Here is a 22,968-nt window from a genome sequence, read left to right on the forward strand (position 1 = left end):
TAATCTCGTGCTACTGACAGCGTTCTGTCAGTAGCCTTCGCACGGGGACAGAAATGCGCAAAGCATCACGGCTTTTCGAAATCATCCAGATATTGCGGGTGGCACGCCAGCCGGTGACCGCACAGCAGATTGCCGACACGCTGGAGGTGACACCTCGGTCGGTGTACCGCGACATTGCCGCCTTGCAGGCCATGCGTGTGCCGGTCGAAGGGGAACGTGGTGTGGGTTACATCATGCGGCCTGGCTTCAACCTGCCACCGCTGATGTTTTCGATCGAGGAAACGGAAGCCATCGTGCTCGCACTGGCACTTGTCAGCAGAACCGGCGACACGGAGTTACGCCAGGCAGCCAAGCGGGTCAGCGACAAGATTGCCTCATCGGTCCCCGAACCCCTCTCCCGCATTCTGTCCACCACTGCGCTACATGCCTGGGGCATTATTGCCAATGCACCTGATGGCGTGGACCTGTCGATGATCCGGCGCGCCGTTCGCAACGAGGAAAAGCTTGATATCACCTATCAGGATGAAGCCGGTTCGCTGACCGAACGGCGGATACGGCCAATCGCCGTGATCTATTATTCCGAAACCGCCAATATCGTCGCCTGGTGCGAGTTGCGGCAGGCGATCCGCAACTTCCGTGCGGACCGTGTCAAAAGCTGCATCGAAACGCAGGACTTCTTCAAACAGCAAGGTGAGGCTTTGCGCCAGCCATGGATGGCCAACTGGCAATATAGTCAAACGCCGAAGACCAATCCTTGAGCGATCAAAGCGCTAGCGTGCGGCTGTCTTCACGACCGAAACCGCGAACCTCGATACGGTCAGCATAGACATCGGCAATGGCAAAGGTGTTTTCGTCAGGCGTGTCCACCATGCCCTTGAAATTGAGAAAATGCTTGCCGTCTATTTCGCCGTAATTACCGACATGGTTATGGCCGCAGAACCACGCCACGAAACAATCATGGTCGGCCAGTAGCGACAGAATGCTCGGCGTATCCCACAGGTTATGGGCATTATCAGGGAAGACAGGATAGTGGCAGAAGATCACGACCTTCTGATTGAGACGTGCTGCGTCTTCCAGCGTGTTTTCCAGCCAGGTAAACTGCTCGTCACTCAATGAACCATTCCAGGTCTGCGCATTGATGGCGCCAACTGCCTGCAGAGTTTCAAGCCGCGTAGCCGCGATCTCGCGCTTCGGGTCATGTCTTTCCGGTGCAAACATGCTGACGTCGGATCCATCAAGAACAATGAAACGCACACCCTGCTCGGCAAAATCATGCCAGGGCGATGGCATGCCCAGTCGCTGATAGACGTCTGGCAATTTCTCAGCATCGACGGCAAAGTCGTGATTGCCCGGCAACAGAACGGAACGGTGCCGCAGCTTGTCATAACATGCAAGAATTACATCGTAGCTGTTCCAGTCACGATCGACCAGATCACCCAGCGTTACGACGAAGGCCAGATCCTCGCCATTCATCGTTTCAATCGCCGCATCGAGCTTGCGTGGGCTATTGGCGTAATAGCGCCCCATATCAGGCTTCGGTTCGATGTCGGCATATTGGGGTCGGCGATGATGCCGAAGGAAAATAGCGGTGCAGCAAGATGTGTCATGGCGGCGGCTTTATGCCCTGCACATGACAGCGATATGACATCGCGGCCACATAGCAAAACACCCGGCACGAAGGCCGGGTGTCTCGTAAAATCGAAGGTTGAAAACCTTACTTGGAAGCGGCTTCGAAGCGCTCCAGAACGTAGTCCCAGTTGATGAGGTTATCAACGAAGGCTTCGAGGTACTTTGGACGCAGGTTGCGGTAGTCGATGTAGTAGGAGTGTTCCCAAACGTCGACGCCGAGGATCGGCTCAGCACCGTGAACCAGCGGGTTTTCGCCGTTCGGGGTCTTGGAGATTTCGAGCTTGCCGTTCTTGACCGACAGCCATGCCCAGCCGGAGCCGAACTGTGTGGTACCAGCAGCGATGAAGTCTGCCTTGAACTTGTCAAAACCGCCGAGGTCGGAGTTGATTGCAGCTTCCAGCTTGCCAGGCAGCTTGTTGCCGCCGCCGTCCTTCTTCATCCACTTCCAGAAATGAACGTGGTTGTAGTGCTGGGCAGCATTGTTGAACAGGCCAGCATTGGTGCCGAAAGACTTCTTGACGACTTCTTCCAGCGACAGGTCAGCAAGGCCAGTTTCAGCAGCAAGCTTGTTGCCGTTGTCTACGTATGCCTTGTGGTGCTTGTCGTGGTGGAATTCGAGCGTTTCGCGCGACATGTATGGTGCGAGAGCGTCGTAGTCGTATGGAAGTTCGGGAAGTTCGAAGGCCATGGTGGTACTCCTTGTTGCAGCGGTGACCCGCTCCTTGAAACCTTGTGCGCGGAACATAGGAGCGGAACTCAATTGAGGCAACCTGCGAAATATCAAAATGTTCCGGCAAAAGAGAAAATTCCACTACCAACATCAGAAATTCACAATCGCATTCGATGGTTGCGTACCGATTCAAGAACTTCGGTTCGGCATTACTGACAAGGAAAGCGACAAGATGAGGAAAACCCTCTGCACTGCAATTCTGGCAAGCCTGATTTCACTCCCTGCTGCCGCCTCATCGGATGAAGCATGGCAGGAGTTTACTGCCGACGTCCAGGCGAAATGCCTCGCCGCCACGGAAGGCATGATCGAGAACGCCAAGATCGTCGTCGATCCGTTTGGTAGCGAAAGCTACGGCCTTGCGATCGTCAGCGGTAAAGCCAAGGGGGCCGACGCGACGATCAGCCATATCTGCGTTTACGACAAGCAGGCAAAGACCGTGGAAATCGGCGGTGAAATGACAACGGACACCGTCAAGATCGATATTCCCGATCAGGCCAAGCCATAAGGCAAAACTGCCCCAATCATATCAGGGCTGGAAGCGCGGCGTCGTATCGGCGTCACCAAGCGGGCGTTGCATCAGCACAGTATCAAGCCACTGGCCATGCTTCCAGCCGATTGACTTCAATGTGCCGACCATTTCAAAACCTGCCGCGCGGTGCACGCCGACCGAGGCGGCATTGGCGGAATCACCGATCACCGCCACCATTTGCCGAAAGCCCTTGGCCGTCGCGTCGACAATCAGCGCATCCAGCAATTTTCGGCCAATGCCCATGCCTTTGGCATCGGGGCTGACATAGACCGAATCCTCAACCGTTGCGCCATAGGCCGGGCGCGCACGGTAGGCACCGGCATAGGCGTAACCAGCGATACGGCCTTCAACCTCTGCCACCAGATAAGAAAACCCGCCGGAGACCAAAGCGTCGCGACGCTTGAGCATTTCATCAGCGGAGGGCGGATCGATTTCGAAACTCGCTTTGCCGTGCAGGACAGCATCACGGTAAATTTCGGTTATCGCTGGGATATCGTCTGTATGGCTCTGACGAATAATGATGTTAAGCGAAGATTTTTCGGCCATTTGCCGTCATCCGGAATATGTGTGACAGGATAAAAAAACGGCCGGGGAACCCGACCGTTTGGTAGATATGTAATTAGGCGTCAGTGCCTGACTTGGCCCATTCGAGATAAAGCTCCAGCGCCTTGCGGGCGACCGGGCCAGCCTGCAATTCCTTCTCGTCCAGCTTTGTGACCGGAGAAACCTTGGAATAGTTGCCGGAGCAGAAAATCTCGTCGGCGTTCTTGAAGTCTTCCACCGAAAGCGTTGCTTCGCGAACCTCGAAACCCGCCTGACGAAGCAGACCCATAACGCGCGAGCGGGTGATACCGGCAAGGAAGGTGCGGTTTGGAACCGGGGTCAGGACAACGCCATCCTTGACCATGAAAATGTTGGAGGCTGCCGTTTCAGCAACATTGCCGTTCATATCGCGCATCAGGGCATTGTCGAAACCACGCGAACGGGCCTCAATGATCGCACGGCCGCTATTCGGATAAAGGCTGCCTGCCTTGGCATCGGTCATCGCAGTTTCCGGCGAAGGGCGACGCAGCGGAGAAACGGTGAGCGTCAGCGACTTGCCCGCATCCATAGGTGCTTCAAACAGGCAAAGAGCAAAACGGGTGGAGGCACCATCCGGTGCAACAACGCTGCCAACCGAGCCATGTTCAGCCCAGTACATCGGCTTGATGTAGATGGCGGTCTTGCCATCAAACTTCTTGACGCCTTCGAGCGCCAGCGCCTCGATTTCTTCAGGGGTTTTGGTCGGGATCATGCCCATGTTGGTAGCCGAGCGATTGACGCGCTGGCAGTGCAGATCCAGATCCGGTGCCAGACCGTCAAACCAGCGCGCGCCATCAAACACTGTCGAAGCCAGCCACATGGCATGCGAGGTGGGGCCAATCAACGGCGGATTGCCGGGCAGCCATTCACCGTCAACATAGGTCCAGGTGTTTGATTTCGGTGAAGTATCGACGGCCATTCTCAAAGTCTCCTATAGATAAGTGGCCGGAGTGAATGCCTCGACCTGCATCAGGTCAAGATAATTTTTCCGCAAAAACACAAAACGACGCAAAACAATATCCACCTGCGGTATCTGAGCAAGAATCTTCCATCGAACCAACAACTTGATAAATGGACGCATAACGATAAATGATGGAGCGGGTAAAAACTGTGTAATTGAAACGGGACACCTGACCGAAGGTGTCAGCATGGGAGACTCACAGATATGGCATGGTCCGCCGCACAATACCTCCGGTTTGAAGATGAAAGAACACGCCCTGCCCGCGATCTGCTGGCGCAGGTTCCGCTGGAAACGGTCATGGCGGGTTATGACCTCGGCTGCGGTCCCGGCAACTCCACAGAGCTGCTGACAAACCGCTACGGTTTGAATGTGATCACCGGCGTGGACAGCGACGACGACATGCTGGAAAAGGCCAGAGATCGCCTGCCGAATACCGAGTTTCGCAAAGCCGGCCTTTCCACATGGCAACCCGATACCCCTGCCGACCTTTTATATGCCAATGCAGTTTTCCAGTGGATACCGGACCATCTCAGCGTGCTGGAAAAGCTGATGGATCATCTGAAACCGGGCGGCGTGCTGGCGGTACAGATGCCGGACAATCTGTCTGAACCGACCCATGTCTCGATGGGAGAAACCGCGTCTGTCGGACCTTGGGCCCCGGCCTTTGCCGACGGATCGTTGCGTCGTAAACCACTGCCCTCCCCAACCGCCTATCTCGACCGGCTTGGTCCGAAATCGGCACGGGTCGATGTCTGGCACACGATCTATAATCACCCGATGGCGGATGCCAGCGCGATCGTCGAATGGGTGAAAGGTACTGGACTGCGCCCCTATCTGAATGCCGCAGGTGCTGAACATCAGGAAGCGTTTCTGGCTGACTATACGGCGCGCATCGCCAAGGCTTACGCGCCGATGGCGAACGGCCGTGTCCTGCTACGCTTCCCGCGCCTTTTCGTTGTTGCTGTCAAGAAGTGATCCGGCCGGCCGAGCGGTAGCCCCGAGCAAAACAGACAAAGACCCCGCCCATATGCATGGGTGGGGTCTTTCATTTTTCAATCAGTTCAGCCGATAGGCAATAACACTGTCACCCAGTGTCGTGCCGATTGAGCCATGACCACCGGCGGCAATGACGACATACTGTTTGCCATCTGCTCCGCGATAGGTGACGGGTGTTGCCTGCCCGCCCGCCGGCAGACGGGCCTGCCACAGTTTTTCACCTGACTTCATGTTGTAAGCTCGCAGATAGTTGTCGAGCGTGGCAGCGGTGAAGGACACACCGCCTGCCGTGGTCAAGGTGCCGCCATGGGCGAGGATGCCCATCGGCAGCGGGATTGGCCATGAGTATCCCAATATCTTCTGGTCCTGCACCGTGCCGTTGCGGCGTTTCCACGCGGTTTTGCCCGTTGTCAGGTCGACGCCAACCATTTCACCCCATGGCGGTGTATTGCATGGCAGCCCGATGCCGGACCGGAAGTTAAGGATGCTTATGCCAAATGGCCCACCAAGATTTTCATTGCCGGGGTTGGTGCCCTCCTTGGTGAAGAGACGGGCATTCAAATCATCCGGTTTGCGTGGATAGGCCTGATAGAGATAGGGCAGATATTGCGGTGTACCGATCAGCCATTTGTTGACCGGATCAACCGCGATCGACCCCCAGTTGAACACACCAATATTACCCGGCCAGACAAGCGACGGTTTGCCGATGCCGGGAGGTGTAAACGGATTTCCATCATATCGTGCCTGCTTGAATGCCAGACGGCACATCGCCTGGTCGATCGGTGAGACACCCCACATGTCGACTTCACGCAGCGGTGCCGGTGTGAAGTTCAGCGACGAGACAGGTTGTACCGGTGACGGTTTTTCATTGGGCACATCGGTTTCCGTGCTGACCTTCTGTTCACTGACCGGCAAGATAGGCGTGCCGTCCTGACGGTTGAGAACCCACAAGTTGCCGCCCTTGGTCGGCATGATCACCGCCGGTACATTCTTGCCGTCCTTGGGAAGGTCGAGAAGTGTCGGCTGAGACGGATTATCACGGTCCCAAAGATCGTGATAGGAGGTCTGGAATTTCCAGCGCAACTTGCCGGTTTCAATATCGAGTGCTGCCAGCGCATCGACAAATTGTGTGTCCTCTTCAGTGCGGTTCATACCGAACTGGTCAGGAGACTTGTTGCCGAAAGGCACATAGACAAGACCCAGCGCTTCATCGGCACTGAAGGTTGTCCATGCGGTGGGAGAGTTGGCCTCATAGGTTTCACCGGCGGCGAGAGGCGCTGTGTCATCCGGTTTTCCGGCATCGAATTTCCAGACGATTTTGCCCGTGCGCACATCATAGGCGCGGATCACGCCCGAGGTATTGTCCTCGTAATAATTGTCAGACACCGAACCGCCGATGATGATGAGGTTTTTCGTCACCAGAGGTGCTGAGGTCTGCATGTAAGAGGATTCATGCAACATCGGCATTTGCGCCAGAAGATTGACATAACCATTTTCGCCAAACTCGGTGCAAAGTGCACCGTTATCGGCATTCAGCGCATAAAGGCGACCATCAACCGTGGTGGAAATGATACGGCGTGGGCAGGTCAATGTAGCCGGAGCCGGCGCGACCACTTGCGGTGTTTGGGTTTGAGCCTGTGTTTGTGGCTGTGGCTGTGTCGTGCCATCGGTTGCAGGAGCTGCGGATGCGGCGGGAACTGACGTGGCAGCAGGTGCTGCGGAGGCGGCGATAAAATCGCTGCTGTCATTATAGGACACACCCCGGCATGTCTGGTGCTGGAAGAATGTGCTGGGTTTCAGCTCAGGGTCAAACTTCCATTTCACCTCGCCCGTTTCCGGGACCAGTGCCTCGACAATGTTGTGCGGCGTGCAGAGATATAGCAGTCCGTTGACCTTCAAAGGCGCCACCTCAAAGGTAAACTCCTTGCTGTCATTGGCAGTTTTCAAATCGCCGGTATGGTGTTCCCAGGCAACGGTCAGCCCCTTGACAGTATCGACGTTGATATCACTGAGGGAGGAATAACGTTGACCAAGATTGTTGCCGCCATAGGCAATCCAGTCATCTGCCGGGTAAGCCGGCGTGCCAGTAGCAGCGGGCTCGGCCTGGGCGGTTTGCGGCTGAAGCTCGCCATCGATCAGCCTCGGGTCGACAAACCATGACACGACACCCAATACAGCGATGACAAACACGGTCATGCGCAACAAAGCAACGCTTTTGCCTTTGGTTTTAAGGCCATAGGGTACCAGCGGCAGGCTGAGCAATAATCCGAGGAAGGTCAGCAATGCGCCGCGCGGTATCCATTGCCACTTGTCGAAACCCACTTCCCAGATGGTCCACACGAAGGTGGCGATCAAAAGCAATGCGTAGAGAAAATAGCCGGATTGTCGACGGCGAATGAGCTGGATGGACGCCAGCAACAGACCAATGCCGATAACGACATAAAAGACGCTTCCGCCAGCCATTGCGAGTTGAACACCGGGATACAGTATCGCCAGAGCCAGTATGGCTGCAACAACCCCAATAATGAGAACAAACATGTGTTCTCCTTTCGCAGATCTGAAAAAATCACCGGTGCCGGAAAGGGCTTTCGACATCAGCATCAGCAGAGGTGAAGCGCGCTCTTTTCTCAGGGTGGCTTCAGCGGATGAGCCCATCTTGCCGGGCGTCATTCTTCAAAGACCACAATCCGGTGTCGTAGCTGAACGACATTTCAGGCACCGGTTGCGACAATGTTTTTGACATGCTTCAACTTTAAAGGGAATGCTAATTAACGAGCTTCTGATACACGCAAACAGAATGCTCCGGACACCTCATGTCAGGTTGCACCTTTGCCCCAAACGCAGTGTCGCCTGAAATGTTCCTTCCGCATAGGGAAAGGACGACCGAAGCCGTCCTTTCCCTGCCTATCGGGCCTATCTTACCGAGCCATTGCGGTGCGGGTTCGATGGTCGAACACCCGAACGCCGAGAGCAGCAATGGCAAGCACCGCGCCCAGAACACTGACGGCAGTCCATCCATCATAGCCCCAGGCGGCGGTTGCGAGAGCAGAACCGCTAGCACCTCCCAGAAACATACTGGTCATAAAGATGGTGTTGATGCGGCTACGGGCTTCCTGATCCAGCGCATAGATGATGTGCTGGTTGGACACGAGGGCACTCTGCACCCCGAAGTCGAGGATGATGACGCCAATAACCAGTGCTGCCAACGACGCCCATGCGCCGAAGACAATCCAGGAGACAAGAGCCAGAACCGCGCCTGACCATACCACGAAGTGTGGTCCACGACTGTCAGCGATACGGCCTGCCAGCGGTGCTGCGAAGATGCCGACAGCACCCACCACACCGAACAGACCAGCGACATCTGCACCCAGATGGAAGTCAGGACCTTGCAGGTAAAGCGCAAGGATGGTCCAGAATGCCGAGAAGGAGCCGAACAGCGCCGCCTGCACCAATGCAGCGATACGCAAATCCGGTTCACGCTTCCAGATGTGCACCAAGGACACCATCGCCTGACGATAAGCCATGCGCGACGATGGCTTGTGGTTTGGAAGGGCAACGAACATCAATGCGGCGGCAAAAAGTGCCATCGGCACGCCGATCCAGAACATTTCCCGCCAGCCGGCATGCTGGCCGACAAAACCGGACAGGGTGCGGCTTAACAGAATGCCTGACAGGAGACCGGCCATAACGGTACCGATGGTGGCGCCACGTTTTTCCGGTGCTGCCAGCGAGGCTGCAAAGGGTACAATCTGTTGAGCGACCGCGGACCCGACGCCGACGGCAAATGAGGCGATGACCAAGATCCATGCGGTTGGTGCGACGGCCGTTGCCGCCAGCGCGACAGACAGAGCCACAAATTGCCCGATGATGAGATATCGGCGATTTACGATGTCCCCGAGCGGCAGAAGCAGCAGCAGGCCGAATGCAAATCCGAGCTGTGTGGCGGTCGGTACAAAGCTGGTGATCGCATCATGCGGGAAACCTGCCTTTATGATGCCGAGCATCGGCTGGCTGTAATAGATATTTGCAGCGGCAATGCCGCTGGCAACCGCCATTGCCAGCAAGCTCCACTTGCTCAAGCTGGCATGTGCCTGCGGTGCACTGGTCTTTGTCGTGTTCATGTTTCACGCCTTTCTGGCCGAAGAGTTGGCGCAGATATACAATTTAATCAAAATAAGATTTAGTGCCCCATATAGTTCAACCCGTATAACGGAAATTGATATAATGAATATCCAAGACGTGTTGGTTTTCACCACGGCTGTTGCTGCTGGTAGCCTGTCCGAGGCGGCAAGACGGCTTGGCATGCCGTCCATGACGGCCACACGTCGCCTGGCTGCACTGGAGGCAACGGTTGGGGTGCGCCTGATGCACCGTACCACCCGCTCGCTTTCGCTAACAGCGGAGGGCGAGACATTTCTACCTTACGCGCAGGCACTGGTGGAAAATACCGAAGAAGCACTCGCCCAGTTTAATTCTGGCACACAAAAGGCAAGCGGCTTGCTGCGCGTGTCCGTTCCTGTGGCTTTTGGCATCCAATTTGTGGCACCTCTCGTGCCACAACTGCTAGAGGCCCATCCCTCCTTGCGCATTTCCCTTGATCTCAACGATGCCCTGCCCGATCTGGTGTCTAGCGGTATGGATCTGGCCATTCGTATTGCCAGGTTAAAGGACAGCAATCTGATTGCCCGCAAATTGGCAGACAATCCGCGTGTTCTTGTGGCGTCGCCCGAATACCTTAGAAAATACGGTACGCCGCGCACGCTCGAAGAACTGCAACAGCATGACTGCCTGCCAATTGCCAACATCCAGCAGTGGAACTTCGTCGCCGATGGACATGAACGACATATGCGGCTGAACCCGCGCTTTTCCGCGACCAGCATCGAGGGATGCCATGCGGTCAGTATTGCCGGTGGCGGCATTGCCCTGCTTGCCAACTGGAATGTCGAAAAGGACTTGCAGTCCGGGCGACTGGTTGAGGTCAAGCTTGAGGATGCGGCGCCTCAGACAATCGCTATCTGGGCGGTTTATCCCACCCGCAAGCTGCTGCCAGCCAAGGTCAGCGTATTCATATCAGCGCTGCAGGAGGTTTTGGATAAAAGCACATCCGGCAACGGGTGATGGTTGCCGGATGTTGTCTGTCTGGATCGCGCCTGTTTATGCGTGGATGGAATTGACCATCTGGAAGACCTTGTCGAAAGCACCGTTTTCAGCGGAGAAGCGCAGCGGCTTGCAGCGCTCGACCACCACTTCCTTTTCATCCGGACGATTTGTCAGGATATCCATGACTTCCGTGATGAAGGCTTCCAGCGGCATGGCGCGCTCGTCGGTTGCCTGATGTTCACCCTGCAGGGTGGTCTGCACGTAAGGTGGAACAATCTCGATAACCTCGACCGGCGTTGCCTTCAACTGCTCGCGCAGCGTCACGGAATAGGCATGGATGGCCGACTTGGTGGCGCTGTAGGTCGGGGTTGCAACCATCGGCACAAAGGCAAGACCTGACGATACGGTCAACACGGTCGCGTTCTTCTGTTTCAGGAAATGCGGAAGCAATGCCGCCGTCAGGCGAATGGGCGCCAGAAGATTGGTGGCGATGGTTTCTTCCGCAATCGCAAGGTAGTCAGGCGCTGATGGAATGGCTTCGTTTTTCATAATACCGGCATTGTTGATAACCGCATTCAATGCGGGATAGGCCGCTATCACTTTGTCGGCGAATGCGCTGATATCAGCAGAATCGGTTGCGTCCATCACAAAGGATGCCATGCCGGGATTTGCCTTGGTGACCTCGTCCAGCACGTTGGCGCGTCTACCGCTGATGATGACCTGATTGCCGAGGGCATGAAATGCTTCCGCCAATGCACGACCAATGCCGGAACCGCCGCCAGTGATAAGAATGGTGTTACCTGTGGTTTTCATGGCGATGACCTTTCCTTGTTGTCTGGACAAAGATTAGCTATCATCCTCTCCAATCGAAAGAAGGCACCCAAAAGATTTATACTTACCAAAAGGAGAGTGTCTGCATGAAAAGGCATTCCGTCGATCCAATCATCGAAAAACGCCTGCATGATGAGATACCTGATAATGTTGACCCAGTGATTGAAGCGCTGGTGCAGGACATCATCGCCAAGGTGGCAGACAAATGGACGATGCTCATTCTGGAGGTTCTGGAAGAACACGGCACCGTGCGGTTTACACAACTGGGCAAGTTGGTGGGCGGCATCAGCCAGAAGATGCTGACCAAGACACTTCGGCAGATGGAGAGTGACGGGCTGGTGAAACGCACCGTGCATCCAGTTATTCCACCGCATGTCGATTATAGCCTGACCAATCTTGGCCGCAGTCTGGGCGGTGCATTTTGCGGAGTATGGATCTGGGCGGAAACCCATCATGCCGAAATTGAAAAGGCGCGGCGCAATTTTGCTGCAGCGTCCGGCTGAGCCCTGCCCTGTCCCTTGACCAGCCTCCAAAAAAAAGGTGCATCTGCGTTCGAACCGCAGATGCACCCTTTGAAACTTCAGGCGATCAATTTCTGATCAGGTGAACTGGCTGAGTCCTGGAACCGAGGCGATAACCTGATCGACAACTTCATCACCAGCGTGCTGGCGGGCAACTGCGATGGTTTCCTTTGCAAGAGCGGTAATCTCGCCCATGCCAAGGCCCTGGCTCATCAACTGCTGGCCAAGCCCCATGATGCCGCCACCACCGATGGCGCTCATCAAGCCACCCAGCAGACCGCCGCCGCCACCGGCGCCTTCACCGTTAAAGCGCGCAACCAGCTCGGTCGCACCGGGAATAGCTTCGATCATGCGGGCGATTGCACCGTCATCGGCTTCGCGCTGCAGAAAACCCAGCATCATGCCAACGGCCTTTTCAGCCACCTCCGGGCTGATACCGACCTTGTCGGCCACCTGCGTTACGAGTTGGTTCATATCGTCACCTCCTGATTATTTTGACGTTAACGTCAAGGTAAAACAAATATCTTGCCGACTCAAGCCACTGTGGCAAACTATGCAGTGATTAGCATGGCACACGGCAACTTGTTGTTGGACATTGCTTGCAGCCTTACAAGAACATTGCAATAGATTGATAAACAACGAAGCGTGCCTCGTGTTTTTGCGAGTGTACCAGTTTACAGTCAGACGCCTAACAGGAGAGATGCCCACATGTTGCAGGATGGAAAACTCTACATCGGCACAAGCCGCAATCCGGACGACACTCTCAACAAGGGCGAATATCTGGAGCTTAAATTTGGCAACAGGCACGGCTTGATTACCGGTGCGACCGGTACCGGTAAAACCGTGACTTTGCAGGTTCTGGCAGAAAGCTTTTCCAATGCCGGCGTGCCGGTATTCTGCGCCGATATCAAAGGCGACCTCTCCGGCATTGCCGCCATTGGCGAGGCAAAAGACTGGGTCAGCAAACGCGCCGAACAGATCGGTTTTTCTGATTTCGCTTTCCAGGAATTCCCGGTCATTTTCTGGGATCTCTATGGTGAAAAAGGCCACCGGGTGCGCGCAACTATCGCTGAAATGGGACCGCTGCTGCTGGCCCGGTTGATGGACGCCTCGGAGGCGCAGGAAGGCGTGCTTAACATTGCCTTCAAGATTGCCGACAAGGGTGGCCTGCCGCTTCTCGACCTGAAAGACCTGCAATCCCTGCTCAACTACATGGCGGAAAATGCCTCCGAGCTTTCCGGCCAGTTTGGCCTGATTTCCAAGTCATCGGTCGGTTCGTTGCAGCGTGGTCTGCTGGTGCTGGAGCAACAGGGTGCCGAACATTTCTTCGGTGAGCCTGCCCTGAAAATCAGCGACATCATGCGTGTTACCAATGATGGACGTGGCGCTGTTTCCGTTCTGTCGGCTGAAAAGCTGATGATGAACCCACGCCTTTACGGCACCTTCCTGTTGTGGCTGCTGTCAGAACTGTTTGAAGAACTGCCTGAAGTGGGTGATCCGGACAAACCAAAACTGGTCTTCTTCTTCGACGAAGCGCACCTGCTGTTCAACGACGCACCAAAGGTGCTGATCGAGCGCGTGGAACAGGTTGTCCGCCTGATCCGCTCCAAAGGCGTTGGCGTCTACTTCGTGACCCAGAACCCGCTCGATGTGCCAGAGACAGTATTGGCGCAGCTTGGTAACCGTGTGCAGCATGCCTTGCGCGCCTATACCCCACGCGAACAGAAGGCGGTCAAGACCGCTGCCGACACCTTCCGCCAAAACCCTGCCTTCAACACGGCGGAGGTCATCACCACGCTCGGCACCGGTGAGGCGCTGGTTTCCACCCTGCAGGAGAAGGGTGCGCCTTCAATCGTGGAACGCACGCTCATTCGCCCACCCTCTGGTCGCGCCGGTCCTTTGACCGATGCGGAACGCAAAAGCGTGATGAATGTCAGCCCGGTTGCCGGACAGTACGACACCGACCTCGACCGTGAATCCGCGTTTGAAATTCTGACTGCCCGCGCTCAAAAAGCAGCTGAGGCCGAAGCCGCCAAGCGTGCCGCCGAAGAGCAGTCCGCGCAGCCGGACAGCGCTGCAGGGCGCTGGACCCTGCCTGGATTTGGCGATGCACCGAAAGAAGCCTCAACAACCGGTTCGAGCGGTTCTGCGCCACGCCGTACCGGTGGTTACCAGCGCGAGACGGTGATTGAAGCCGCAATGAAAAGTGCCGCCCGTTCGGTCGCGACATCGGTCGGTCGGGCGATTGTGCGCGGCATTCTCGGAAGCCTGAAGCGATAGAATTATGCCACCGCCCGGCCAAAAAGGCACGGGCGGTGGCATCTATTGACGTTCTGGCGACGGCTTATTTCTCGCGGTAAAAAATCATGCCGCCATGATAGAGCACATCGTCAACAAACTTGCCGTCCGCAGTAAAGCCGGTGTCATCCCAATAATCGATATGATTGCCGGTGACTTCATAACGCCCCTGATAGGCGCTTTTGCGTTGGCCGCGCGCTTCGTCATAGCGGCCGTTTGCCAACAGTTCCTGGCGGATCTGACCGTCGCCCGTCACCCACATGCCAATGTAAGGATTTGTAACCGCTTGCGATGTCTGCTCGGTGTTTTCTGTTTTCATCATGGAGTTCGCTCTGGACGGGCCGGCATCTGCAACGACAGATGCGAGCGCCATCGCAATTGATGTTGAAACCATTTTCATTTGCTGGACCTCCTCGCGTCACGCAGCCGTCGGGCGCACGACGATTTCATTAACGTCAACGCCATCAGGTTGTTCGATGGCAAACCGCACGGCGCGGCCAATGGCATCCGGCTTCAACGCAATGGCGCGGTAGGTTTTCATCAGTTCGGCGGCTGCCGGATCGGTGATGGTGTCGGCCAGTTCGCTTTCCACCACGCCGGGATGGATGCAGGTCACCCTGATATCCTTGTGCTCCTGGCGCAGACCATCGGAAATGGCGCGTACCGCAAATTTGGTCGCACAATAGACCGCTGCCGTCGGAGACACTGCAAGTGCACCGATTGAGGCGATGTTGATGATCTGACCGGACTTACGGTTGATCATTTCCGGCAGGACGGCTGCAACACCGTAGAGCACACCCTTGATGTTGACGTCGATCATGCGGTCCCACTCGGCAACCTTCAGCGACGACATCAGCGACAAGGGCATGATACCGGCATTATTGACGATAACGTCGACCTGTCCGAAAGCCTTACGACCAGCCTCGACGAAGTCTGCGACGCTTTCCCGGTGTGTCACATTCAACGGATGGGCGACCACATCGGCACCAGCCAGACGTAACTCGTCTGCCAATGCCTCCAAGCGATCCATGCGACGAGCACCCAGAACCAGCTTTGCGCCAGCGGCAGCAAGTTCGCGTGCAATGCCTGCACCGATACCACTGGATGCGCCTGTAATGAGAACGACTTTGTTCATTGCCATGTTTCATCTCCTTGGTTTGCCAGCCCGACCTTTCCGGCCTCTGCTGTTGCAAGGAAGATAATTCACAGGCATTGTCGTGATAACCGCCTCAATCGTGAACTCAGTAGGTAGATTTTCTAACCAATGAATATCGATCTCAATGCATTGTCAGCTTTTTGCCTGGTCGCCGAGGAGCGTAATTTCCGCGCCGCAGCCGACCGTCTTGGTGTCACGCGCTCGGCGGTCAGCCAGACCATTCGCAAGCTGGAGGAAACGATGGGCATTGCGCTCGTCCAGCGCACGACACGCAGCGTCAGCCTGACCGAAGCAGGGCAACAGCTTTATGCCGATGTGTCACCATCAATCGCCAATCTCGTACAGGCCACCCTCACCACATCGTCGTTCAGCGGTGCGGTGCGCGGGCAATTGCGGCTGGCGGTGTCGTCGATCGCCGAACGCTTTCTGTCCGGGCCACTGCTGGCCAGTTTTGCCGAGACCTATCCGGAGGTTCAGCTGGATATTGTCGTGACCGATGAGGAGTTCGACATTGTTGCCGAACAATATGATGCGGGCGTACGACTGGGTGAGTTGATTGCCCAAGACATGATCGCGGTGCCTGTTTCGGTCGAGCAGCGTCAGCTTGCGGTCTGCGCACCAGCTTACAGAGATCGCCATGGCCTACCCTCACACCCTGCAGAGCTGATCGACCACAGATGCATCGGTTGGCGTGCCCGTCCCGGCGTTGCCCCCTATCGATGGGAGTTTGCGGAAAAAGACCGTGAATTTGCCGTGGCGGTGGAACCGGAATTTACCACCAATGATATGCAACTGATGATCAAGCTGGCCTGTGCCGGTGCTGGCATTACCTTCGGTATGGAAGAGACATTTCGCCCATACATCGAACGTGGGCAATTGGTGTCGATACTGGATGGTTATTGCCCGAGCTTTGCGGGGTTTTATCTCTATTACCCAAACCGTCGTAATCTGGCACCCAAACTTCGGGCCTTCATTGACCACGTCCGGCTGCCACGGCGCAGTTGACCGCCAAGTGGCCAATGTCGGCTGATTGTTTCAGAAAACAGCCTGTGTTATGAATTGGCATCTAAAACCGGTTTTGAAAGGAGGCTTCGCATGGACATTTCATGCTTCTGGCGTTTTTGCCAGATCACGCACCTTTCTGCCCTGCAAATGCGTTTGCGGGGCTGACCGGACACATATCACTCTGGTTTGCCTACCGTAGCGGTTAGACGCAGCACGACCTTTGCGTTGTGCCTGCACGTTCTTGATCGCCGGATTTTGCTGTCGTGTTGCCGAAGGCACCGTCAGCATATTCTCATGGGTAATTCCCATGGGTTCCGGCTTGGCAGACCCGAGAATTTCAATGACTTTGATCAATATTCGTGACCTTGGCGTCACACTCACCACACCCCTTTTTACGCACGTTAACCTGAGCATTTCGGCCGGTGACCGCATCGGCCTTGTTGCCGCCAATGGGCGGGGCAAGTCGACCCTGTTGCGGGCAATGGCAGGAGAAATAGACACAACCGAAGGCCAGCTCACCTCAGCGCGCGGCGTCACCATCGGCCATGTTACCCAGCATATAACACCGGCGCTGGCGAAGCTTTCTTTTCGCGACATGGTCTCCGGTGGCCTGCCTGACGAGCAGGCGACCATGGAAAGCTGGCGTGTCGACATGCTGCTGGATATGCTCGAGGTACCAGCTGAGAGGAGGGACCGGCCACTTTCTGAATTGAGTGGCGGCTGGCAACGACAGGCCCTTCTGGCCAGGGTCTGGATACGCGAGCCCGACGTGTTGCTGCTGGACGAACCGACCAATCACCTCGATCTGGAGCGAATAGCTGTCCTTGAGAACTGGCTGGCCGGGCTGCCCCGAGAAACGGCAATCGTCATTGCCAGCCACGATCGGGCGTTTCTGGATGCAACAACACGCAGCACCCTGTTCCTTCGGCCGGAACGTTCACAATCCTTTGCCCTGCCCTACAGCAAGGCACGTATTGCACTTGATGAAGTGGATGCCTCGGAAGAACGCCTCTATCAGCGCAACATCAAGGTGGCGCAGCAACTGCGCCAGCAGGCCGCCAAGCTGAAGAACATCGGCATCAATTCCGGCAGCGACCTGCTTGTCGTCAAAACAAAACAACTGAAGGAGCGCGCAGAAAAGCTGGAGGATGCTTCACGTCCTGCGTACCGCGAACAGTCGAGCGGCAACATTGCATTGGCCAGCCGCCGTACACACGCCAAGGTGTTGCTTAGCCTTGAGGACGCCGACGTGACGACACCGGACGGAACGCTGTTGTTCAGGACCGGCAAACAATACATTCGCCAGGGCGACCGCATCGTCCTGCTGGGTCGCAATGGTGTTGGAAAATCCTGCCTGATACGGATGTTGAAGGCCGCGATTGAACAGCCGTTGGCTACCGGCAGTATCCGCGCAACACCGTCGCTGGTGCTTGGCTACGCTGATCAGGCGCTGAATGTGTTGTCACCAGAGGAAACGCCGCTTGCCGCAATAACCCGGCGTTTTGATATCTCCGACCAGCAGGCCCACACCCTGCTGGCAGGGGCCGGCATCAGCATCGTCATGCAACAGCGCGCCACGAGCCTGTTGTCAGGCGGGCAAAAGGCACGGCTCAGTATGCTGGTGCTGCGGTTGACGGCACCCAATTTCTACCTGCTGGATGAACCAACCAACCATCTCGACATCGAGGGCCAAGAAACGCTTGGCGAAGAGCTGACCGGCAAGACTACCAGTTGCGTTCTGGTATCCCATGACCGCAGCTTTATCAGGGATGTTGCCAACCGCTTCTGGCTAATCGAAAAACGCAAACTGATTGAGGTCGATGACCCCGAAGTTTTCTTTGCGTCCTTCGGATAAAAAATGTCCCCTTTGCCTGGTCAGGGCAAAGGGGACATATCTGACACGCGCGAGCACTACGTTTACTTGCGTGGTGCGACCAGCGAGAAATAGGCCCCATGTGGGTCGAGGCAATTGACGATCCAGCTGCCGCCGGGCACTTCCATGGGACCGTTTATCACTTGGCCGCCGCCGGTGCTGACACGGGTAACGGCCTCATTGATGGCGTCGACATTGAAGTAGTAACCCCAGTGACAAACGGGAACCTGCGGCAAGCGTTTCATCATGCCGCCAATGGCTTTGCCCTTATAGGCAAAAATGCGGTATGGCCCCATTTCACCCATGTCCATATCATGGTCCTTCGTCCAACCAAAGACGCTGTTATAAAAGACACTCGCCCGTTCGACGTCGTCAGTGAAAAGCTCGCTCCAGCCGACATGGCCGGGCGCATCCGGAGCTGCTTCCGGTGGCTGGTTATCCATAGGCAGAGGCGTCATGATGCACAGAACCGCCCCGTCAGGATCTTTCACCACGGCGAACCTGCCGACTTCCGGAATGTCTTCCGCAGGGCGCATGATGCTTCCGCCTTCGGCGTCGATCTTGCGCACAGTCTCATCTACATTGTCGACGGCGACATAACCGGTCCAGTTCGGTGGTATGCCACTTCTCGCAAACTCGTCGGTCAGCTCCATCATTCCGCCGACACCCCGACCATTGGTCTCGAAAATGGTGTAGGGCATGGCGGCATTTTCGAATGGCGCCGCCGTCCATCCAACAACAAAACCGTAAAACCGTGCTGCAGCTTCGGGTTCGGGCGTCATCAGTTCATACCAGATGAACTTGCCATGCGTATCAGACATTGCACTCTCCCATTGGTCACATGTTAAGCGGCACAAACGTAACCGCTGTCATTTCCGGCGAAATTCAGAAGACATGAATTGTTTGAAACTACCATCCGGCTGCCTGACGCTGCCGGAAAATGTTCTGTTATTGTCGTCATGCAATGTCAGGACATCGTGATAAACGGCAGTGCCGCCAGTGCCATCCATGGCGGGACCTTCGGCTTCCAGCGTCAGTGTCTTGCCGTCTGCTTCCAGCCGGCCCTTGTAGACCCAGAGATTGGTCATCATAGACCCGACCCAGGTGCCGACAAAATCACCTTTATCAGGGTCATAGCCAACCGTAATAAGCGCGGTCATCGGGCTGCCATCCGGCATCTTTCCCTTGCCTTCGCCAACGATCCAAAGACCGCCGATGGATTTAACAGTTTCGGTAAACACCTGCTCGGGATCATCGGGATTATAGCTTTCATGGCCTGACGTGGACACCATAACCCAGTCACCCACGATCCGTTGCAGGAACTCATGCTGTTTTTGCGGCTTGGCACTTTCCATAATCTTTTCCTCCGGAGATTACGTTAGGGTGTTAAGCACTCCAAATCCTTTTGTTGACGCATGATCCGGTTGGCGGTGTTGCAGCCTTTCCAGATGATGTTTCAATGGCAGCAGCTTGCGGCCTTCGGTACATCTTCGTACTGATCGTGGCGTCGCACCCAGTTCATCACGCCGTCCTCGTTTCGTCCCTTGGGCACCAGATCCAGCAGCATCAAAGTACCGATGGTCTGTTCGCAGCCGCGGGCATAGGTGGAATAGGTATGGAAAACCTCGCCATTTTCGTCTTTTGCAAACACGCTGATACCATGCAAATCCTTGAGGTCGCCCATGGGCGGTATCTCGCGGTAGTTATAAGTGATCCCTCCGTCTGAAAGTTCTTCATCCCGGAAAGACGCCTGATAGTCGTAATTGAAATCGCTGTCCCCGGCCGAGACCCAAGGAAACTTCCAGCCCATACGTGTCTTGTAGGCCTCAATCTTTGCCAGTGGCGCACGAGACACGGCAACGAATGTGGCATCGGCATGCTGCATGTGTATGACAGAGCCATCGACGTGATCGGCGAAGAAAGAACAGCCGACACAGCCCTCCTCCCAGTCCGGTGCCAGCATGAAATGATAGATGATGAGCTGGCTGCGGCCATCAAACAATTCGGAAAGATTTTTGGGACCAGACGGTGCGTCGAAAATGTAGTCCTTGCTGACCTTCTCCCATGGCAGTTCTCGTCGCGCTTCATTCAGCCGGTCTCGCGCACGTGTGGCTTCCTTCTCCAGCACGAGAAGGTTTTTACGGGCTTCCAGCCATTCCTTTTGGGAAACGACAGCATGAGACATGATCAATCCTCCTTCGATCAGCTTTTGCTTGACTATTTACGTTGATATCAACATATATTAGTCATGTCAAATGTTACAGCGATTCCTTTTTCAACAACGCTTCTAGTGCGCGATAGTTGCCTTTGCCTTCACGCACAAAGGGCAGCGCGTGCGCTGGCGCGGCGTTTCGACAATGCATTGAAGCCCTTGGGCATGACCAATGGCCAGTTCTCACTGCTGATGTCGCTCAACAGACCGGAACCGCCGCCGATGGGACCAGTGGCGCAACTGCTCGCCATGGACAGGACCACACTGACGGCCGCCCTCAAACCTCTTCAGAAAAAAGGCCTCGTCAGCATTGAGCCCGACCCCAGAGACAAGCGGGGAAAAAGACTGCGGTTGACCGAAGCGGGCATGCAACTGCTGGTCAGCGCCTTTCCGATCTGGGAAAGTGTCCATGCGGATGTTGAACGGGGTATCGTCAGCGGTGACCCAAGCCGTCTGCGGCAGGACCTGCTCGACATCTCCAGATAACATCCTTCATACAAACCCATGAAAAACCGGCGGGATGAACCGCCGGCTTTATGTTCGTATTACTGCAATTACTCAACAGTGACAGGCACTTCCGTCGAGGTGCGCAAGGCGTGGCTGTATGGGCACACGATGTGTGCTGCAGCAGCCAGTTTTTCAGCCACTTCGCGCTCGACGCCTGGAATATGGACGCTGAGAGCAACATCAATTCCGAAACCACCGCCATCCTCGCGCGGACCAATACCCACGGTTGCTGTCACAGTGGTGTCTTCAGAAATCTTTACCTTTTCCTTGCCAGCAACAACCTTAAGCGCGCCGAGGAAGCAGGCCGAGTAGCCAGCTGCAAAAAGCTGCTCTGGGTTCGTCCCGGTTGCGCCGTCGCCGCCGAGTTCTTTAGGAACTGTCAGTGTTACATCCAGAACACCATTTTCCGAAACGGCGCGGCCAGCGCGGCCACCGGTTGCACTTGCTTTTGTCTTGTACAGAATTGGCATGGCATTAACTCCCTTCGGTTGATTTAATAAGCATTACCTATCACTCAATTTAATTGCGCGCAATATAATTTTGCACATTGCCATCAAAAATATTATCTGTGAAAAGCAGAACAACGTCAGAAATAATCTTTGGCGACATGACCAAGGAACTTACAGCCCCGCCGATTGTTCCATTACGCGAGGGATTTGCAGGAGACGCCATGGACAGGGATGAACTTGAGAAGCATCTACAACTGGAACATCAGATTTGCTTTGCCCTTTACGGTGCGGCCCACGCATTTACGCGGGCCTATAAACCTCTTTTGGATCCGCTTGGCCTGACTTACCCGCAGTATATTGCCATGATGGCCCTTTGGGAAAAAGAGACCGCCACCGTCAAGGCGCTCGGCGAAATGTTGGGCCTAGATTCAGGCACCCTCTCCCCCCTCCTCAAGCGGCTTGAGCAAGCAGGGCTGATCAGTCGCAAGCGCAGCCTTGAAGACGAGCGTCAGGTATTGATTACGCTGACCGATCGTGGACGGGACTTGAAGAAAGATGCGGTTGGCGTGATGCAGGCGATTGGCCAGGCAACCGGTTGCGGATTTGACGAATTGGCAGCCATACGCGACACGCTCAAGAACCTCAGCGCACGGCTCAACGACACCCAAAACTAAAACGCCGCATGCGAACTGCATACGGCGTTTTGAAATCATATATTAATATCAGGACAATTACTGCCAGACGACGATACGCGCCTTGTTGGGAACGCGCTCATAGAGGTCAATGATGTCCTGGTTCATCAGGCGTACACAGCCTGAGGAAACGGCCTTGCCAATGGAATTCCACTCGGGAGAACCGTGCAGGCGGTAAAGCGTATCCTGCCCGTTCTGGAAAATGTAGAGCGCACGCGCGCCAAGCGGATTCTTCAAACCAGGCTGCATGCCGCCATTCTTGGAAGAATATTTGGCGAGTTCTGGCTGACGGGCAACCATTTCATCTGGCGGGGTCCACTTTGGCCATTTCTGACGCCACTGGATAACGCCCTCACCCTGCCATGCAAAACCCTGGCGGCCGATGCCAACGCCGTAGCGCATGGCCGAACCACCCTGCTCAACAAGGTAGAGGAAGCGCGACCGCGTATCCACAACCACGGTGCCGGGCCGTTCGCCGGTCGGGTCGACAACCCGCTGGCGGTAAAAACGCGAGTCGATCTGCCTGAAAGGCACGGCTGGGATGACATAACCGCCATCCTCAATCGAGCCGTACATGACATTCAGTTCTTCGTCACTCAAACGACCGCCAAAAAACTGGCGAACGCCACCGGATATATTGTTGGCGACTGCGGAAGGATTGTAGTTGCCGGAAGATGCACAGCCCGTGAGCAGGGCCGCGGAAGACAGGCCAAGCAAAGACAGGAAGGATCTTTTGGAAAAATCTGGTTGGTCGGGGTTCATCATGAAGGCCGGAATTCTTTCATAAGCGGGACATCACATACTGACGTGCGGTACTCATTTCGCAGTCAAGGATTTATTCCCACATTAGTTAAGGCATCCCTAAATTCCAGCAACCGGTGCTTTAAACCGCAGTCA

At 55.6% G+C, this 22,968-nt stretch carries 24 protein-coding genes and 1 pseudogene; 10 read left to right on the forward strand and 15 right to left on the reverse strand.

The features are described 5' to 3' along the window. The first annotated feature begins 53 nt into the window (after positions 1-53). Positions 54-758 (forward strand): helix-turn-helix transcriptional regulator, encoded by a 705-nt coding sequence (locus HGO37_RS09540; protein WP_250983098.1) that lies wholly within the window; start codon positions 54-56, stop codon positions 756-758. A gap of 4 nt (positions 759-762) precedes the next feature. On the opposite strand, the pseudogene HGO37_RS09545 reads toward HGO37_RS09540, so the two are convergent. Together HGO37_RS09545 and HGO37_RS09550 are read right to left on the reverse strand one after the other, a co-directional pair. After that, a pseudogene (locus tag HGO37_RS09545) lies at positions 763-1,607 on the reverse strand (metallophosphoesterase). A gap of 107 nt (positions 1,608-1,714) precedes the next feature. Continuing rightward, a complete protein-coding gene (locus HGO37_RS09550; protein ID WP_250983099.1) occupies positions 1,715-2,317 on the reverse strand; it encodes a superoxide dismutase in 603 nt (200 codons plus the stop codon). A 214-nt stretch (positions 2,318-2,531) separates the two neighbouring features. Between HGO37_RS09550 and HGO37_RS09555 the strand changes: the two genes are divergently transcribed. Further along, entirely contained in the window at positions 2,532-2,864 is a 333-nt protein-coding gene (locus HGO37_RS09555; protein WP_250983100.1) for a hypothetical protein, read from the forward strand. A 21-nt stretch (positions 2,865-2,885) separates the two neighbouring features. Here HGO37_RS09555 and HGO37_RS09560 read toward each other — a convergent pair whose 3' ends face one another. Together HGO37_RS09560 and HGO37_RS09565 are read right to left on the reverse strand one after the other, a co-directional pair. After that, positions 2,886-3,434: a GNAT family N-acetyltransferase gene (locus HGO37_RS09560; RefSeq protein WP_250983101.1), complete on the reverse strand. Its 549-nt coding sequence runs from the start codon at positions 3,432-3,434 to the stop codon at positions 2,886-2,888. 73 nt (positions 3,435-3,507) lie between these two features. Then, positions 3,508-4,389 (reverse strand): branched-chain amino acid aminotransferase, encoded by an 882-nt coding sequence (locus tag HGO37_RS09565; protein WP_250983102.1) that lies wholly within the window; start codon positions 4,387-4,389, stop codon positions 3,508-3,510. Between the two features lie 246 nt (positions 4,390-4,635). Between HGO37_RS09565 and tam the strand changes: the two genes are divergently transcribed. Continuing rightward, positions 4,636-5,406 carry a trans-aconitate 2-methyltransferase gene (gene tam / locus HGO37_RS09570; protein WP_250983103.1) on the forward strand — a complete coding sequence of 257 codons (771 nt, stop codon included), beginning with the start codon at positions 4,636-4,638 and terminating at the stop codon, positions 5,404-5,406. An 81-nt stretch (positions 5,407-5,487) separates the two neighbouring features. Here the strand turns inward: tam and HGO37_RS09575 are convergent, their stop codons facing one another. Beyond that, positions 5,488-7,965, reverse strand: a complete 2,478-nt coding sequence (locus tag HGO37_RS09575; RefSeq protein WP_250983104.1) for a membrane-bound PQQ-dependent dehydrogenase, glucose/quinate/shikimate family — start codon at positions 7,963-7,965, stop codon at positions 5,488-5,490. A gap of 380 nt (positions 7,966-8,345) precedes the next feature. Beyond that, positions 8,346-9,548 carry an MFS transporter gene (locus HGO37_RS09580; RefSeq protein ID WP_250983105.1) on the reverse strand — a complete coding sequence of 401 codons (1,203 nt, stop codon included), beginning with the start codon at positions 9,546-9,548 and terminating at the stop codon, positions 8,346-8,348. Positions 9,549-9,651: 103 nt separating this feature from the next. Here HGO37_RS09580 and HGO37_RS09585 point away from each other — a divergent pair, with 103 nt between their 5' ends. Further along, positions 9,652-10,545, forward strand: coding sequence for a LysR family transcriptional regulator (locus HGO37_RS09585; RefSeq protein WP_250983106.1), 894 nt, complete (start codon positions 9,652-9,654; stop codon positions 10,543-10,545). 36 nt (positions 10,546-10,581) lie between these two features. Here HGO37_RS09585 and HGO37_RS09590 read toward each other — a convergent pair whose 3' ends face one another. After that, positions 10,582-11,340, reverse strand: coding sequence for an SDR family oxidoreductase (locus HGO37_RS09590; protein ID WP_250983107.1), 759 nt, complete (start codon positions 11,338-11,340; stop codon positions 10,582-10,584). Between the two features lie 104 nt (positions 11,341-11,444). On the opposite strand from HGO37_RS09590, the gene HGO37_RS09595 reads away from it, so the two are divergent. Then, the gene (locus HGO37_RS09595) at positions 11,445-11,861 is read left to right on the forward strand and encodes a winged helix-turn-helix transcriptional regulator (protein ID WP_250983108.1); all 417 of its coding nucleotides are present in this window, start codon (positions 11,445-11,447) and stop codon (positions 11,859-11,861) included. Positions 11,862-11,957: 96 nt separating this feature from the next. Here HGO37_RS09595 and HGO37_RS09600 read toward each other — a convergent pair whose 3' ends face one another. Continuing rightward, the gene (locus HGO37_RS09600) at positions 11,958-12,353 is read right to left on the reverse strand and encodes a hypothetical protein (RefSeq protein WP_250983109.1); all 396 of its coding nucleotides are present in this window, start codon (positions 12,351-12,353) and stop codon (positions 11,958-11,960) included. A gap of 234 nt (positions 12,354-12,587) precedes the next feature. On the opposite strand from HGO37_RS09600, the gene HGO37_RS09605 reads away from it, so the two are divergent. Next, positions 12,588-14,159, forward strand: coding sequence for a helicase HerA-like C-terminal domain-containing protein (locus HGO37_RS09605; RefSeq protein ID WP_250983110.1), 1,572 nt, complete (start codon positions 12,588-12,590; stop codon positions 14,157-14,159). Positions 14,160-14,223: 64 nt separating this feature from the next. On the opposite strand, the gene HGO37_RS09610 is transcribed toward HGO37_RS09605, so the two are convergent. Then, positions 14,224-14,577 carry an Atu4866 domain-containing protein gene (locus HGO37_RS09610; protein WP_250983111.1) on the reverse strand — a complete coding sequence of 118 codons (354 nt, stop codon included), beginning with the start codon at positions 14,575-14,577 and terminating at the stop codon, positions 14,224-14,226. Positions 14,578-14,595: 18 nt separating this feature from the next. After that, on the reverse strand, positions 14,596-15,318 hold the full coding sequence (locus HGO37_RS09615; protein ID WP_250983112.1) for an SDR family oxidoreductase: 723 nt from the start codon (positions 15,316-15,318) through the stop codon (positions 14,596-14,598). 123 nt (positions 15,319-15,441) lie between these two features. Between HGO37_RS09615 and HGO37_RS09620 the strand changes: the two genes are divergently transcribed. Next, on the forward strand, positions 15,442-16,338 hold the full coding sequence (locus tag HGO37_RS09620; RefSeq protein WP_250983113.1) for a LysR family transcriptional regulator: 897 nt from the start codon (positions 15,442-15,444) through the stop codon (positions 16,336-16,338). 340 nt (positions 16,339-16,678) lie between these two features. Continuing rightward, complete coding sequence (locus HGO37_RS09625) at positions 16,679-18,193, forward strand: ABC-F family ATP-binding cassette domain-containing protein (RefSeq protein ID WP_250983114.1); 1,515 nt, start codon at positions 16,679-16,681, stop codon at positions 18,191-18,193. Between the two features lie 62 nt (positions 18,194-18,255). Here the strand turns inward: HGO37_RS09625 and HGO37_RS09630 are convergent, their stop codons facing one another. The 3 genes from HGO37_RS09630 to HGO37_RS09640 form a co-directional block, all read right to left on the reverse strand. Further along, positions 18,256-19,032, reverse strand: coding sequence for a VOC family protein (locus HGO37_RS09630; protein WP_250983115.1), 777 nt, complete (start codon positions 19,030-19,032; stop codon positions 18,256-18,258). A 48-nt stretch (positions 19,033-19,080) separates the two neighbouring features. Continuing rightward, the gene (locus HGO37_RS09635; RefSeq protein ID WP_250983116.1) at positions 19,081-19,566 is read right to left on the reverse strand and encodes a DUF1579 domain-containing protein; all 486 of its coding nucleotides are present in this window, start codon (positions 19,564-19,566) and stop codon (positions 19,081-19,083) included. A gap of 101 nt (positions 19,567-19,667) precedes the next feature. Next, positions 19,668-20,396, reverse strand: coding sequence for a DUF899 domain-containing protein (locus tag HGO37_RS09640; RefSeq protein ID WP_250983117.1), 729 nt, complete (start codon positions 20,394-20,396; stop codon positions 19,668-19,670). A 63-nt stretch (positions 20,397-20,459) separates the two neighbouring features. Between HGO37_RS09640 and HGO37_RS09645 the strand changes: the two genes are divergently transcribed. Beyond that, positions 20,460-20,909: a MarR family winged helix-turn-helix transcriptional regulator gene (locus HGO37_RS09645; RefSeq protein ID WP_250983118.1), complete on the forward strand. Its 450-nt coding sequence runs from the start codon at positions 20,460-20,462 to the stop codon at positions 20,907-20,909. A 68-nt stretch (positions 20,910-20,977) separates the two neighbouring features. Here HGO37_RS09645 and HGO37_RS09650 read toward each other — a convergent pair whose 3' ends face one another. Beyond that, positions 20,978-21,400 (reverse strand): organic hydroperoxide resistance protein, encoded by a 423-nt coding sequence (locus HGO37_RS09650; protein ID WP_250983119.1) that lies wholly within the window; start codon positions 21,398-21,400, stop codon positions 20,978-20,980. 200 nt (positions 21,401-21,600) lie between these two features. Between HGO37_RS09650 and HGO37_RS09655 the strand changes: the two genes are divergently transcribed. Next, entirely contained in the window at positions 21,601-22,053 is a 453-nt protein-coding gene (locus tag HGO37_RS09655; RefSeq protein ID WP_250983120.1) for a MarR family winged helix-turn-helix transcriptional regulator, read from the forward strand. A gap of 57 nt (positions 22,054-22,110) precedes the next feature. Here the strand turns inward: HGO37_RS09655 and HGO37_RS09660 are convergent, their stop codons facing one another. Then, the gene (locus HGO37_RS09660) at positions 22,111-22,836 is read right to left on the reverse strand and encodes a L,D-transpeptidase (protein ID WP_405049383.1); all 726 of its coding nucleotides are present in this window, start codon (positions 22,834-22,836) and stop codon (positions 22,111-22,113) included. Positions 22,837-22,968: the final 132 nt, after the last annotated feature.

This window comes from Rhizobium sp. CG4 (assembly GCF_023701965.1).
Classification (GTDB): Bacteria; Pseudomonadota; Alphaproteobacteria; order Rhizobiales; family Rhizobiaceae; genus Agrobacterium.

What these genes read in the sequence shown, in the direction of transcription:
- HGO37_RS09540 (WP_250983098.1), top strand. Translation starts at nt 54, where the DNA reads ATGCGCAAAGCATCACGGCTTTTCGAAATCATCCAGATATTGCGGGTG.
- HGO37_RS09550 (WP_250983099.1), bottom strand. Translation starts at nt 2,317, where the DNA reads ATGGCCTTCGAACTTCCCGAACTTCCATACGACTACGACGCTCTCGCA.
- HGO37_RS09555 (WP_250983100.1), top strand. Translation starts at nt 2,532, where the DNA reads ATGAGGAAAACCCTCTGCACTGCAATTCTGGCAAGCCTGATTTCACTC.
- HGO37_RS09560 (WP_250983101.1), bottom strand. Translation starts at nt 3,434, where the DNA reads ATGGCCGAAAAATCTTCGCTTAACATCATTATTCGTCAGAGCCATACA.
- HGO37_RS09565 (WP_250983102.1), bottom strand. Translation starts at nt 4,389, where the DNA reads ATGGCCGTCGATACTTCACCGAAATCAAACACCTGGACCTATGTTGAC.
- tam (WP_250983103.1), top strand. Translation starts at nt 4,636, where the DNA reads ATGGCATGGTCCGCCGCACAATACCTCCGGTTTGAAGATGAAAGAACA.
- HGO37_RS09575 (WP_250983104.1), bottom strand. Translation starts at nt 7,965, where the DNA reads ATGTTTGTTCTCATTATTGGGGTTGTTGCAGCCATACTGGCTCTGGCG.
- HGO37_RS09580 (WP_250983105.1), bottom strand. Translation starts at nt 9,548, where the DNA reads ATGAACACGACAAAGACCAGTGCACCGCAGGCACATGCCAGCTTGAGC.
- HGO37_RS09585 (WP_250983106.1), top strand. Translation starts at nt 9,652, where the DNA reads ATGAATATCCAAGACGTGTTGGTTTTCACCACGGCTGTTGCTGCTGGT.
- HGO37_RS09590 (WP_250983107.1), bottom strand. Translation starts at nt 11,340, where the DNA reads ATGAAAACCACAGGTAACACCATTCTTATCACTGGCGGCGGTTCCGGC.
- HGO37_RS09595 (WP_250983108.1), top strand. Translation starts at nt 11,445, where the DNA reads ATGAAAAGGCATTCCGTCGATCCAATCATCGAAAAACGCCTGCATGAT.
- HGO37_RS09600 (WP_250983109.1), bottom strand. Translation starts at nt 12,353, where the DNA reads ATGAACCAACTCGTAACGCAGGTGGCCGACAAGGTCGGTATCAGCCCG.
- HGO37_RS09605 (WP_250983110.1), top strand. Translation starts at nt 12,588, where the DNA reads ATGTTGCAGGATGGAAAACTCTACATCGGCACAAGCCGCAATCCGGAC.
- HGO37_RS09610 (WP_250983111.1), bottom strand. Translation starts at nt 14,577, where the DNA reads ATGAAAATGGTTTCAACATCAATTGCGATGGCGCTCGCATCTGTCGTT.
- HGO37_RS09615 (WP_250983112.1), bottom strand. Translation starts at nt 15,318, where the DNA reads ATGGCAATGAACAAAGTCGTTCTCATTACAGGCGCATCCAGTGGTATC.
- HGO37_RS09620 (WP_250983113.1), top strand. Translation starts at nt 15,442, where the DNA reads ATGAATATCGATCTCAATGCATTGTCAGCTTTTTGCCTGGTCGCCGAG.
- HGO37_RS09625 (WP_250983114.1), top strand. Translation starts at nt 16,679, where the DNA reads ATGACTTTGATCAATATTCGTGACCTTGGCGTCACACTCACCACACCC.
- HGO37_RS09630 (WP_250983115.1), bottom strand. Translation starts at nt 19,032, where the DNA reads ATGTCTGATACGCATGGCAAGTTCATCTGGTATGAACTGATGACGCCC.
- HGO37_RS09635 (WP_250983116.1), bottom strand. Translation starts at nt 19,566, where the DNA reads ATGGAAAGTGCCAAGCCGCAAAAACAGCATGAGTTCCTGCAACGGATC.
- HGO37_RS09640 (WP_250983117.1), bottom strand. Translation starts at nt 20,396, where the DNA reads ATGTCTCATGCTGTCGTTTCCCAAAAGGAATGGCTGGAAGCCCGTAAA.
- HGO37_RS09645 (WP_250983118.1), top strand. Translation starts at nt 20,460, where the DNA reads ATGTCAAATGTTACAGCGATTCCTTTTTCAACAACGCTTCTAGTGCGC.
- HGO37_RS09650 (WP_250983119.1), bottom strand. Translation starts at nt 21,400, where the DNA reads ATGCCAATTCTGTACAAGACAAAAGCAAGTGCAACCGGTGGCCGCGCT.
- HGO37_RS09655 (WP_250983120.1), top strand. Translation starts at nt 21,601, where the DNA reads ATGGACAGGGATGAACTTGAGAAGCATCTACAACTGGAACATCAGATT.
- HGO37_RS09660 (WP_405049383.1), bottom strand. Translation starts at nt 22,836, where the DNA reads ATGATGAACCCCGACCAACCAGATTTTTCCAAAAGATCCTTCCTGTCT.